Below are 13,107 nucleotides of genomic sequence, written 5' to 3' on the forward strand. Positions count from 1 at the left end.
CAAAATTTAAACTTTTGATAAACTTTTGACTAACGAGATTGTTTTCATTACTTTTGCTATATAAATGAAAATAACCGAACAAATAAAGCTGCCTATCGCAAATGAAATGGAACTTTTTGAAGAAAAGTTTCGCGATTCCATGTCTTCAAAAGTGGCTTTATTAAATAGAATAACCCATTATATCGTTAACCGAAAGGGAAAACAAATGCGTCCTATGTTTGTTTTTTTAACGGCTAAAATGGTTTCTGGTGGAACAATTAATGAGCGATCTTATCGCGGTGCTTCGGTTATTGAATTGATTCATACAGCAACCTTAGTTCATGATGATGTGGTTGATGATAGCAACAAACGTCGTGGATTTTTTTCTTTAAACGCACTTTGGAAAAACAAAATCGCAGTTTTAGTGGGTGATTATTTGTTGTCAAAAGGATTATTGCTTTCGATTGATAATAATGATTTCGATTTATTAAAAATTATTTCAGTTGCAGTGCGCGAAATGAGTGAAGGTGAATTACTTCAAATCGAAAAAGCGCGCAGATTAGATATCACCGAAGATATTTATTATGAAATAATCCGACAAAAAACAGCTACGTTAATTGCGGCTTGTTGTTCGCTTGGAGCTTGTTCAGTTGCTCCCGAAAATAAGGATGTGGTGGAAAAAATGCGCAAATTTGGAGAGCTAATTGGAATGGCATTTCAAATCAAAGACGATTTATTTGATTACACTGATGATGCTATTGGGAAACCAACCGGGATTGACATCAAGGAACAAAAAATGACTTTACCATTAATATACGCGTTGAATAATTGTTCTTCTAAAGAAAAAAGCTGGGTAATCAATTCGATTAAAAACCACAATAAAGATAAAAAACGTGTTAAAGAAGTGATTCAATTTGTAAAAGACAAAAATGGGTTAACGTATGCTGAAGCAAAAATGGTGCAATTTCAGCAAGAAGCACTTTTATTGTTGCATGATTTTCCAGCTTCTGCTTACAAAGACTCCCTTGTGTTAATGGTGAATTACGTTATTGAACGCAAAAAGTAAAGTTTCCTTTAATGGAAACTTTACGAGTTGTTTTTTTCAAGTTTATTGTTTTTTTCAGGCTTATTTTTATCCTTCGATTTAAAGAAATTTATTATCCAAAAATTTACATCATAAGCTGTAGGTTCAAAACCTTTGTGTTTAATAAATCCGTTGTAATAGTTTAAAAAGTCTTTTAATGATGAATCCATGTTTGTTTTTGAGAGTTTGTTTTTGTAGTTAATTTTGTTTGTATGGTATTGTAACTGTAACAGTTGTGATTTCATTTACTTTACTTGAAATAGAAATGGTTCCATTTAATAATTCGGTAAATTGTTTAGCGATAATTAATCCTAAACCAGAACCTTTAATGGTTGATGTATTACTTCCTCTGTAAAAAGATTGAAAAAGATGTTTGTTCTCTAGTTCAGGAATTCCGATACCAAAATCAATAATTTCAATTTTAAATTTATCTTTTAAGTAATTTATTCTGATCATTGGATTTGAACTTCCTACCGAATATTTAAAAGCATTAGAAATTAAATTGTTTAGAATATGAGTTAATAAACTTTCGTCAGACTGAATATTATTTTCATACTCGCTTTTATCGACAATTATTTTTCTGCCATCTTTTTCGTTATTAAAATAGGTTTCAATAAGGTTGTCTATAAAATCGTTTAAATTAAATTCTTTTAATTCTACTTTAAGATTTTTAGATTCGTATGCTCCAAAAACCAAGATGTTATTCATTAGCTCGGTCATTCGATTTACTTCATTTGTGATTCTGCCAGAAATGCGTTCTATTTCTTCTTTTTGAATCACATTTAGTAAGTCAATTTTGTAATTTAATAATTCAACATTTGAATAAATTACAGACAATGGTGTTCTAAATTGATGCGAAGCCATTGTGACAAAGCCCGATTTTAATTCGCTTAATTCTTTTTCCTTTTTTAAGGCTTGTTGTATATTTTCCTTGTCTTTTATTCTTTTAGTAATATCTCTACTTGATGTTTGTATACCAACAACATTATTTTTATTGTCTAAAATGGTTTTTGAATATGTTTCTAGCCAAATATATTTGCCACTTTTCTTTTTAAATCTAAATGTTATAATTTCATTTTTATTATCGAGAATATTCAGGTGTTGTTTTTGTACTTTGTCTACATCATTTGGATGAAAAAAATCATACGGGTTTTTTTGCAACAATTCTTCTGGTGTATATCCAGTTATTTTTTCAGCGGTATTTGATACGTAGGTTATGGTTCCATCGTTTAAATGTTGCATAATAAAATCCGACGTATTGTTAGCAATAAATCGATATTTTTGTTCAGATATTTCGAGCTGATTTTTGAAATTTACAGTGTCATTGATGTCTGTAATACTACCAATGATAATTTTTTCGTTAGTACTAACATTAAAATCAATACTTAATAAAAGTAAGCCCCAGATTTTTTCGTTGTTTTTTTTAATCAGTTGAACTTCAAAACTTTTTGGTTTTTTTGAGTTAACAATTAATTCCTTCGCTTTTATAGTATTGAAGTATTTAAGATAACTAAAAATGCTTGTTCCAATACAGTTTTTAATCTTGTGACCTGTAATTTCTTCCCATTGATTATTTAAAAAAATTAAATTACCATTTAGGTCTGTTTTGAATATAATTTCGGCCAAATTATTTACCAAATGATCATATTCGTTTCGTTGGTTTGCAAGTGCTGTTTCTTTGTTTTTAATTTCACTAATGTCAATATGTGTTCCAATGATTTTTTCTGGTATCCCAAAATCATTTTCAATTAAAATTCCAGAATATTTAACCCATAAATAGTTGCCCAGCTTATGTTTTAGTCTTACAATACCTTCGTACTTATCTGATTTTTTATTGATGTAATTTTCAACTTTATTTTTGATTTCATCAAAATCATCAGGATGAATTATCGACTCCCAAGTCTCAAATTTATGTTCAAGTTCATCATCTCCATAGCCCAACATTCCAAACCAATTATATGAAAATTTAACTTCATTAGTAATAAAGTTCCATTCCCATTTTGCTTGATTAGAACTTTTCATATAAAAGTCTAATTCGTTTAAAGTGTTTTCTAAGTCAAGTCTTACTTTGTTTTGATTAAGCCTCAAACCAATATTGTGAGCTACCGTGTGCAAAGCGTTCACTTCTTCGTTTAGCCAGTTTCTTTCATTTTCACAATCATCAAATCCAATCCATCCCCAAAATTTATTATCAGAAAAAATAGGTGTAAATAAATAAGCTTTGATGTCTTGCATCTCCATTATTTCTTTGAAGAACTCGTTTGTGCTTTCTTTTACAAGTCCATATAATGGTAAGTTGTTGGATAAAGGTTCATAAAGACCTGGAAAGGCTTCATAAGTATGTCCGTTTAAATCAGGACTTCCAATAAAAGGAATAGCACCTATTTTGCACCATTCATATTCGTAATTTAAAATCGTAATTCCATCATTAGTTACTTCATTTTTGAAGATGTAACAACGGTCAATCATTATGTTACTTCCTAATGCCGTAATACAGTTTTGTAAGGCGTTGTGGATGTTTGCTTCTTTAAGAAGATGATTGTTTGCTTCTGATATAGCTTTTAAAAGGTGATTCATTTTTAAATAGTGTAGGGATTATTTTTTTCGAGTAAAAATTGCTTTCTAATTGACTAAATAAATCATAATCTTTAGATAAAATTTTAAATTCATTTATTTGGCTATTTGTCGAAAATTTTATGAAGTAATCATATTGATTAAAAAACAAAAAGCTTACTAAATATAATATTGAATGTAAAAATAAAATAGGCCAACTAAATTCTACTAAATAAAAACAAATAAATGTAATATTTAATATAAAAATAAAATTTAAGTATGATTTTTTCTCTTTTCTAAGTATCTTTAAAGAATCAATATTTTCAATATTGTAGTTGTTGATGAAACTGTTGTAATCAATCGAGTCATGACAAGAATGACATGCTAGAGTGTCTTCGTATTTTTGAAATGGTTCGAGTGTAAAGTTCATCGTTTTTATTTTTACAAATCTATTTTTTTTAAAAATAACAGACAGTGTATTTACTTATGATTTAAATTTATTTATAGATAGTTTAAAAAAATATGAATTAATTTTACTACATGAAAAAAAATAAGTCAGAATTACTTTTAGTAGAAGATGATGTTTCTTTGGGACAAACAATTTCTGAGTTGTTAATAGTTAATAACTACAATGTTAAGTGGTGTCAAAACGGTTTAGAAGCTTTTCAATACCTAGAAAATAATGCGCCAGATTTAATTGTTTGTGATTTAATGATGCCTGTAATGTCTGGAGAAGAACTATTTTTAAAAATTAGAAATTTTAGAAAGTTTGATCAAATTCCATTCATAATTATAACAGCAGATATGACTTTTGAAAGCAAAATCAAGCAACTGCAAAATGGAGTAAACGACTTTATTAATAAGCCTTTTAAAATTCAAGAATTAGTTTTGAAAATTAAAAATTTTCTTTACTATAAAGAAAATGTCATAAAACAAGCTCAAAATCCGATTTCTAAAATTCAAGTAAAATCAAGAAAAAATGATTTTTTTGAAAAAATTGATGAAATTATAATTAGAAATATTAAAACAGATATTACTATTGAAAAACTTTCAAAGGAAATTTTTGTTAGTAAATCTACGTTAGATAAAAAAATCAGAAAGTTTAAAGAGGTTAATGTTTCTACTTACATTAGAGAAATAAGACTCAACTATGCTATCAGTTTAATTGAGGCTGGAGAAGTTAATGTAGATACTTTAGCTAACGAAAGCGGCTTTAATTCAACCTCTTATTTTTCTATTTGCTTTAAAAATTACACGGGTCTTTCTCCAAAAAAATACATAAAACAAAAAATACAAGGAAAATAATTCAATATTTTTTCTTGTTCCATGCAACCTTTTTTTTTACTTTCTCGTCTATGTAAATAGAAGCATGATTTTAAATTCAGAATTCTAAATTCGAAAATGAAAGTAATTCAATTACATCAAGAAGAAAAACAACTTATAGTGTTGGCTGTCGAAAATAATCGGCAAGCCCAACAGCAAATTTATGCCAAGTTTTCTTCAAAAATGTTGAGCGTGTGTCGTCAATATATAAAAGACATTCATCACGCAGAAGATGTAATGATTACCGGTTTTATGAAAGTATTTACCCATTTGAAAAATTTTGAGCACAAGGGTAGTTTTGAAGGTTGGATTCGTAGAATCATGATTTATGAATGTATTGATTTTATTAGGGTTAAAAAGAATACTTTCAATCATCAAGATATAGAAGACATCACCATAAGCGAAAATGAATCGGTATATGAAATGGAGAACTTTTCGGTAGATGATATACAAAATATGATCGATAATTTACCAGATGGTTACAAAATGGTGTTCAACTTATATGCAATTGAAGGTTATAAACATCAAGAAATAGCAGAAATGCTCAAAATAAGTGAAGGCACATCAAAATCGCAATTATCTCACGCTCGAAAGTTATTGCAACAACAAATTACCGACTTAAAAAACAAATTAAATGGCACCAAATAAATTAGATAATCAAATAAGAGAAAAGCTAAATGCAAGAGACATTCAGCCTTCTGCTCCAGCCTGGGATCGATTAGATGCTATGCTTGCTGTTTCGGAAGAAAAAAAATCAAAGAAAGGTTATGGTTGGTTTTTTGTTGCCGCTTCTACGCTACTTTTTTTTGGATTGGGGTTTTTCCTTTTCAATACAAACGAAACACCAAAAATTGATAATTCAAACCCAATTGTAACTACTAACAACAACGAAATTGATTCAGTTCAAATAAATAAAATAGATGAATTTTTAGTTAAAACAGAGCAATCTGTTTTGGTTCAGAATGCAGTGAATTATTCAAAAACTTCAACAAATAAAAACTCAAAAGAGACAAATAAATTGACAAATGAGGAGAATTTAACTAAAGATCATTCATCACCCATCATCCATCATTCATCACCAAACACATACAAATACGTTTCTCCAGATGAATTGTTAGCCGAAGCACAAACAGGAGAAAAAGTAATTACTTCGGATAAAAAAATAATTCCCAAAGTTAAGATGAAAGTTGATGCTAATTCCTTACTAACGACTGTTGAAAAAGAATTAGACGATAATCACAGAGAAACAACTTTAGATAAATTAAATAGAAAATTTCAAGATGCAAAATCGGCATTAGCCAACAGAAATTACGAATAAATTAAAAATCATCATTAATCAAAAATCGAACAGTTATGTACAAAATTATTCTTTACACCGTTATTATCGTTTTTAGTGTACTCACAAAGGCAGTTGCACAAGAAAAAACATTTGAACAGCAAGCAAAAAGTATTGCTGTAACTATTGAAATGATTACCACTGAAGAAAAAAATGCTTTGAAAAAAGAAGTTGAAGCGATTGATTCTCAGGTAAAGGAAGGTAAAATTACACCTGAAAAAGCACAAGAATTAAAAACTAAAATTGCGCAAGAACGTGCCAATAACATTGAAACTAAAGTAGCAATTGAAGAAGCAAAATTAGCACAATTGGTACAAGATAAAGTAGACGGAAAAATTGTAGATATCAGTGAAGAATCGACAAGAGGTGGAACTACAATTATTTTAGGAAGTAATTCTAAAGATTCAATCGGTAAAAATAAAACCGAAATTAACTTTGGTTCAATGAAAATCTACAAGGGAGAGAAAGACAAAGCAGAAAGAAGATCAAAAAGAACTACTTCTCAATTTGTTTTCGCATTTGGTTTAAATAATGTGGTTACAGATGGCGAAAATTTTGAAGACTCAGATTACAGAGTTTGGGGTTCGCATTTTTATGAGTGGGGAATTACATACAACTCACGAATTTTTAAAAACAACAACTTGCTACACGCCAAATACGGACTTTCATTAATGTATAACAATCTTCGTCCAACCGATAATCGCTATTTTGTAAAAAATGGAAATCAAACAGATTTGGTTACTTCAAGTGTAAATTTAGATGAATCGCGTTTTAGAAATGTGTATTTGATAGCTCCATTACATCTAGAATTTGATTTTACGCCTAAAAAACTATCTGCTGATGGAAGCAAAACATATTTTAGAACGCATCAATCTGTTCGTTTAGGAATTGGTGGTTATGGAGGTGTTCGCATCAAATCAAAACAAATTTTAAAATACGAAGCAGATGACATTAAAGTAAAAGAAAAACAAAAAGGAGATTTCAATGTTTCTGATTTTACTTATGGTTTAAGTGCTTATGTAGGGTATGGTCAAACCAGCTTATATGTTAAATATGATTTAAATCCAATGTTCAAGAACAATAATATAGATCAAAATAACGTTTCATTAGGATTACGCTTTGATTTTAATTAAATTTAGGGTTAGGTTAAGTTCTCTGTTTGAAAAAGCACTTCAGTTATATGGAGTGCTTTTTTTGTTTTTGAGTGTTTTTTATGGATTAACTTTGTAACTTTGAATTCGATTTTCTAATAGCTGAAAATCTAAATAGCTGAAAATCTAAATTTGATATCAAAAGACACCATAGAAAAAGTTTTTGAAACCGCCCGAGTTGAGGAGGTTATTGGTGATTTTGTACAACTCAAACGTGCAGGAAGTAATTTGAAAGGATTAAGTCCGTTTGTAAATGAGAAATCGCCTTCGTTTATGGTTTCTCCTGTAAAACAAATTTGGAAAGATTTTTCTTCTGGAAAAGGAGGAAATGCAGTGACTTTCTTAATGGAACACGAACATTTTACGTATCCAGAAGCAATCAAATATTTAGCTGTAAAATATAATATTGAAATTGAAGAAACCGTTCAGTCTGATGAAGATGTAGCGCAAGCTAATGAAAAGGAGAGCATGTATTTGGTTTCTGAATTCGCACAAAAGTATTTTCATCACACTTTATTAGAAACCGAAGAAGGTAAAGCTATTGGATTATCCTATTTTAAAGAACGAGGGTTTACTTCTGATACAATTAAGAAATTCGGTTTAGGATATTCGCCAGAAACTTGGGATGCTTTTACAAAAGAAGCGCTTGGAAAAGGCTATAAATTAGACTATTTAGACAAAACCGGACTTTCTATTGTGAAAGAAGACAAGCAATTTGACCGTTTTAAAGGTCGAGTAATGTTTCCGATTCAAAGTATGAGTGGGCGTGTTTTGGGTTTTGGAGGTCGTATTTTGACCAATGATAAAAAAGCAGCAAAATACCTGAATTCACCAGAGAGTGATATATACCACAAGAGTAAAGTTTTATACGGAATTTTTCATGCAAAGCAATCCATTGCAAAATTGAATAATTGTTTTTTGGTGGAAGGATATACCGATGTAATTCAAATGCACCAAGCGGGAATTGAAAACGTAGTGGCTTCTTCAGGCACAGCTTTAACGCCTGATCAAATTCGTTTAATCAATCGCTTAACACCTAATATTACTGTGCTTTTTGATGGAGATGCAGCTGGACTTCGCGCTTCCATTCGTGGAATTGATTTGATTTTGGAAGCAGGAATGAATGTAAAAGTATGTACGTTTCCTGATGGCGATGATCCAGATAGTTTTGCACGAAAAACATCGTATGAAGATTTGTTGTTGTATTTTGAAGAAAATGCTAAAGATTTTATTCAGTTCAAGGCGTCCTTATTGATGCAAGAGGCAAAGAATGATCCGATTAAAAAAGCAGATTTAATTCGTGATATGGTCGTGAGTATCTCTAAAATTCCTGACCGAATTAAACGGGAAGTATATATTAAGGAATGTTCTAGAATTATGGATATTTCTGAGGATGTACTTTTTAATACATTGGCTCAATTAGTTAAAAAAGATTTATCGGAAGCTAATAAACAATATAAAGAAGAGCAAAAAGCATTTGAAGTTGTTAAAAATGATATTACTCAGTCTACTTCTAAAGTTGACATACAATATGAATTAGAACATAAAATTATTCAAATTTTATTGTTATATGGAGATAAAGAAGTTGAATTTGAAGATACTATTTTAGCTCAAAATGAAGAAGGCGAATTAGCTGAGGTAAAAGAGAAAAAAAATTACAAAGTATATCAACGCATTTATTTGAGTTTGCAAGAGGATGAAGTTGAATTGGCGAACCCTGTTTTTAAAGCGATATATAATCACCTAATTGCCTATTATAACGAAAACGAAGTTTATGAATTAGATAAGTATTTAATGCATCTTCCAGAAGAATTAGCGCAAGAAGTTACCACTGTTTTGATGAATGAAGAGCGTGAAGTTTTGCACAATTGGGAAGTGCAACAAATTTATGTAAAGCAAAAAGAAGCTACTATAAGTCAGTATGTAACCGAAACGATTATTACACTTCGGTGGTATTTGGTAAACAATATTATCGATGAATTAAAAAATAATTTATCTACTGATGAAGAACCTGATAATAGAGAAACTTTAGAAATGGTTATGGCATATTTGGGCTTGACCCATATTTTTTCTAATAGTTTAGGGAGGGTTTTGTCAAGATACAATTAAATCACATCTAAGTCTTTTGCTTTTTTCAATAAATCTACCAAGTTGGTAACATTTAATTTGGCTAAAAGTCTTAATTTATACGTGCTGATTGTTTTTTCATCTAAACCTAATATCTGAGCAATTTCCTTATTCTTTTTTCCGTCATTTAAATAGCGAAGCACCTCAATTTCTCTAGTAGATAATTTTTTAAATAATCGATCTGCTTTTTTTCCTTTGTTTAAAAGAGCAATGTTTTTTTTGATTGATTCACTCAAAACTACTGTGCCTTCAACAACTTTTATTAGGATGCTTTCTAGTTCTTTTAACTCGGCTTTTTTGGAAACATATGCAGAAACACCAGCTTTAATTGCAATAGGTGCATACATTTGTTCCGAAACTGAGGTATACAGAATAATTTTTGTTTCAGGAAAGTCTTTCAATAAACTCTTAATATCTCGAATACTTGATAAGCCATCAAGTTCAATTTCAAGAATTAAAACATCTATTTTTTTTGCATTTAATTCACGCAAAAGCGACTCTAAGTTATTAGATTTTGCGACAATTTCGATTTTTGAATTTCCTTGAAAATAGGATTGAATTCCACTGGTTACAATTGGAAAACTATCTGCGATACATACTCTTGTCATAATTGAAAAAATTATATGAAATAAATATAAATTATTCAAAGTTAATCAAAAAAAAGAAGTAAATTATTAATTATTTAATATATTTCTTTAGATTATAAGGAATTTCGCACACAGGAATTGGGTTCATTTTGTGTTGATTTATAGTATTTAATCGTTTGTAAATTGAAAAAACAATTGCTTCTCTTCCAGAAAAATCTTCTGCTTTTTTGCCTTTTTCCATTTGTAACATAGCCCATTCCAACTCATCATAATTAGCACCTATTTGATCTTCATCGCTTCTGTCATCGCCAAATAAACCGTCGGTAGGTTTTGCTTTTAAAATACTTTCAGGAACTTTTAAAAAAGTGGCTAGTTCTCGCACTTCACTTTTCATTAAATCAGCTATTGGACTAATATCTACGCCACCGTCGCCATATTTTGTAAAAAATCCTACACCAAAATCTTCTACTTTATTTCCGGTTCCTGCAACTAAAAATCCGTGTAGCCCTGCAAAATAATATAAAGTTGTCATCCGTAAACGCGCACGTGTATTGGCTAAAGATAAATTTAAAACGGCTTCGTTTTCTGAAGATGGAACTTGATTTTTAAACGTTTCAAAAATTGGAGTCAAATCCGCTCTTTCGTTAAAAACATTCGGAAAACGATTTTTTAACTGGTCAATATGTTCGTTAGCTCTATTTACATGACTAGGCGCTTGATGAATTGGCATCTCCACACATAATGTAGGTAAACCTGTTTGCGCGCAAAGTGTTGAGGTTAGTGCGCTATCAATTCCGCCTGAAATTCCCACAACAAAACCCTTTACTTTTGCGTTAGTAGCATAGTCAAGTAACCATTTTACAATATGTTGATTTATTTTTTCGGACTGAAATGTAGAAGAATTTGTCATTTTTTTATGAAAATTTATGAGTCGATAACTGTATATTTGCAACCAATTTTATTTTGATAAAAATATAAAAAATACCTCAAATGAAGCAATTTTTAACCATACTTATTGCAGTTTCTTTGTTTTCATGTAAAGATGAAAGTAAAGTAGAAGAAGCAGTAGCGCAAATTCCTGTAGAATTTAAAGTTGAACGCTTTGATCAAGTTTTTTGGACTTCAAAACCTGAAGATTTGCAAAAGGTAAAAGCGCAATATCCCTATTTTTTTCCTGCTAATATTCCAGATTCAACATTAATCAATAAATTAAAAAATCCTTTATTGAAAGAACTTTATAAAGAAGTTCAAATGAAATATCCAAACCTAGGGAAAATTGAAAATGATATGGAAAAATTGTTTGCACATGTGCAATATTATTTTCCAAAATACAAAACGCCTCGTGTAATAACCTTAATTAATGAAGTAGATACAGATGGACGAGTTTTTTATGTAGATACATTGGCTTTGGTTTCGCTAGATTGTTATTTAGGGAAAGACCATCGTTTTTATGTTGATTTTCCTGAATTTAAGAAGTTTGAATTCGAAGAAAATCAGATTTTACCCAATTTAGTTTCTAGTTTTTGTTATGGAAAAATTGCAACTCCAACTGATCGAACATTACTTTCTGCAATGATTTACTACGGTAAAGAATTGTACATGAAAGATAAATTAATCCCAGAATATTCTGATGCAGATAAAATGGGATACACCGATTTGCAACTGAAATTTTGTCAAGAAAACGAATATTATATGTGGAGTAATTTAGTGGAAAATAAATTATTATACGATTCCAATCCAAAAAACGAACAACGTTTTATAAATCCGGCTCCATTTTCAAAATTTTATTTAGAAATTGATAATCAAATTCCAGGAAGAGTTGGACAATGGCTTGGTTGGCAAATCGTTAGAAGTTATATGGAAAACAATGAAGACGTTACTTTACAAGAATTATTAGAAATGGATGCAAAAACCATCTTCGAAAATTCAAAATACAAACCAAAAAAACAATAACACAAAAATGAAATCATCAGATATAAAAATTACAGTAGGTTTAGACGAAAACAATGTCCCAGATAAATTATTGTGGACGGCACAAGACGGTGGAATTGAGCAAGAAGAAGCGAAAGCTTTATTGTTATCAGTTTGGGATAGCAAAGCCAAAGAAACACTTCGTATCGATTTATGGACAAAGGATATGCCAGTAGATGAAATGAAGCAGTTTTTTCATCAAACATTAGTTGCAATGGCAGATACGTTTCAAAGGGCTACAGCCGATGAAAAAATGTCGGATACCATGCGCGATTTCTGTGATTACTTTGCCGAAAAAATGGAACTAAAAGCAGAATAACAAAAAAGCCACTAACGTTTAATTAGTGGCTTTTTTATTTGTTTTCTGTTTTTAAGCAAATCCATCATTCTTAAAAATATCTTCATTAATTTGATTGATGTATTCTAAAATCCCTTCTCTTCCAATGGCTTCTAATGAGGAAGTTACAAAATAAGGAGGCATCTCGGCCCAATCGCCAGCGAGTAGCTGCTTTTTATAAGCTTCGACATGGTTATTGACTTTGTTTTTTCCTAATTTATCTGATTTGGTAAAAATAATTGCAAACGGAATTTCGCTTTCGCCTAAATATTCCATGAATTCCAAATCAATTTTTTGAGCTTCTAATCGGATGTCAATCAAAACAAAGGCACAAACCAATTGTTCTCTTTGCTCAAAATAATCCATAATAAATTGTTGAAAAACCGCTTTGGTTTTCTTAGAAACTCGCGCATAACCATAACCTGGTAAATCCACTAAAAACCAATTGCTATTGATTTTAAAGTGATTGATTAACTGAGTTTTCCCTGGTTTTGATGACGTTTTTGCCAAATTTTTATGATTCGTCAACATGTTAATCAAAGATGATTTTCCCACATTGGAACGACCAATAAAAGCGTATTCAGGTAAACGTTCTTTTGGACATTTATCTACTTCTGAATTGCTAATTACGAATTCGGCGGTATTAATTTTCATAGGCT

13 protein-coding genes are annotated in these 13,107 nt (G+C 30.2%); 8 read left to right on the plus strand and 5 right to left on the minus strand.

The features are described 5' to 3' along the window. Nucleotides 1-64 precede the first annotated feature (64 nt). On the plus strand, nucleotides 65-1,045 hold the full coding sequence (locus tag OLM52_RS13270) for a polyprenyl synthetase family protein (RefSeq protein WP_264548972.1): 981 nt from the start codon (nucleotides 65-67) through the stop codon (nucleotides 1,043-1,045). 20 nt (nucleotides 1,046-1,065) lie between these two features. On the opposite strand, the gene OLM52_RS13275 is transcribed toward OLM52_RS13270, so the two are convergent. Together OLM52_RS13275 and OLM52_RS13280 are read right to left on the minus strand one after the other, a co-directional pair. Beyond that, the gene (locus OLM52_RS13275; RefSeq protein WP_264548973.1) at nucleotides 1,066-1,233 is read right to left on the minus strand and encodes a hypothetical protein; all 168 of its coding nucleotides are present in this window, start codon (nucleotides 1,231-1,233) and stop codon (nucleotides 1,066-1,068) included. A 28-nt stretch (nucleotides 1,234-1,261) separates the two neighbouring features. Next, the gene (locus OLM52_RS13280) at nucleotides 1,262-3,640 is read right to left on the minus strand and encodes a PAS domain S-box protein (RefSeq protein ID WP_264548974.1); all 2,379 of its coding nucleotides are present in this window, start codon (nucleotides 3,638-3,640) and stop codon (nucleotides 1,262-1,264) included. 516 nt (nucleotides 3,641-4,156) lie between these two features. Here OLM52_RS13280 and OLM52_RS13285 point away from each other — a divergent pair. The 5 genes from OLM52_RS13285 to dnaG all read left to right on the plus strand — a co-directional run bounded on the left by OLM52_RS13285 (nucleotide 4,157) and on the right by dnaG (nucleotide 9,535). Next, nucleotides 4,157-4,921, plus strand: a complete 765-nt coding sequence (locus OLM52_RS13285; protein ID WP_264548975.1) for a response regulator — start codon at nucleotides 4,157-4,159, stop codon at nucleotides 4,919-4,921. A 96-nt stretch (nucleotides 4,922-5,017) separates the two neighbouring features. Next, nucleotides 5,018-5,587, plus strand: coding sequence for an RNA polymerase sigma factor (locus tag OLM52_RS13290; RefSeq protein ID WP_264548976.1), 570 nt, complete (start codon nucleotides 5,018-5,020; stop codon nucleotides 5,585-5,587). Further along, nucleotides 5,574-6,257, plus strand: a complete 684-nt coding sequence (locus tag OLM52_RS13295; protein ID WP_264548977.1) for a hypothetical protein — start codon at nucleotides 5,574-5,576, stop codon at nucleotides 6,255-6,257. Before OLM52_RS13290 ends, OLM52_RS13295 begins: the two co-directional genes overlap by 14 nt. A gap of 35 nt (nucleotides 6,258-6,292) precedes the next feature. Then, nucleotides 6,293-7,408 carry a hypothetical protein gene (locus OLM52_RS13300; RefSeq protein WP_264548978.1) on the plus strand — a complete coding sequence of 372 codons (1,116 nt, stop codon included), beginning with the start codon at nucleotides 6,293-6,295 and terminating at the stop codon, nucleotides 7,406-7,408. A 150-nt stretch (nucleotides 7,409-7,558) separates the two neighbouring features. Further along, entirely contained in the window at nucleotides 7,559-9,535 is a 1,977-nt protein-coding gene (gene dnaG, locus OLM52_RS13305; protein WP_264548979.1) for a DNA primase, read from the plus strand. Here the strand turns inward: dnaG and OLM52_RS13310 are convergent. Then, on the minus strand, nucleotides 9,532-10,161 hold the full coding sequence (locus OLM52_RS13310; RefSeq protein ID WP_264548980.1) for a response regulator transcription factor: 630 nt from the start codon (nucleotides 10,159-10,161) through the stop codon (nucleotides 9,532-9,534). The genes dnaG and OLM52_RS13310 overlap by 4 nt on opposite strands. A 70-nt stretch (nucleotides 10,162-10,231) precedes the next feature. Beyond that, nucleotides 10,232-11,050 (minus strand): NAD(+) synthase, encoded by an 819-nt coding sequence (nadE, locus tag OLM52_RS13315; RefSeq protein WP_264548981.1) that lies wholly within the window; start codon nucleotides 11,048-11,050, stop codon nucleotides 10,232-10,234. An 80-nt stretch (nucleotides 11,051-11,130) separates the two neighbouring features. Here nadE and gldB point away from each other — a divergent pair, with 80 nt between their 5' ends. Both gldB and gldC read left to right on the plus strand, forming a co-directional pair. Continuing rightward, on the plus strand, nucleotides 11,131-12,093 hold the full coding sequence (gene gldB, locus OLM52_RS13320; protein WP_264548982.1) for a gliding motility lipoprotein GldB: 963 nt from the start codon (nucleotides 11,131-11,133) through the stop codon (nucleotides 12,091-12,093). A 7-nt stretch (nucleotides 12,094-12,100) separates the two neighbouring features. Then, on the plus strand, nucleotides 12,101-12,430 hold the full coding sequence (gene gldC, locus OLM52_RS13325; RefSeq protein ID WP_264548983.1) for a gliding motility protein GldC: 330 nt from the start codon (nucleotides 12,101-12,103) through the stop codon (nucleotides 12,428-12,430). 51 nt (nucleotides 12,431-12,481) lie between these two features. Here gldC and yihA read toward each other — a convergent pair whose 3' ends face one another. Continuing rightward, nucleotides 12,482-13,102, minus strand: a complete 621-nt coding sequence (gene yihA, locus OLM52_RS13330) for a ribosome biogenesis GTP-binding protein YihA/YsxC (RefSeq protein WP_264548984.1) — start codon at nucleotides 13,100-13,102, stop codon at nucleotides 12,482-12,484. Nucleotides 13,103-13,107 lie beyond the last annotated feature (5 nt).

This window comes from Flavobacterium sp. N2820 (genome assembly GCF_025947285.1).
GTDB lineage: Bacteria > Bacteroidota > Bacteroidia > Flavobacteriales > Flavobacteriaceae > Flavobacterium.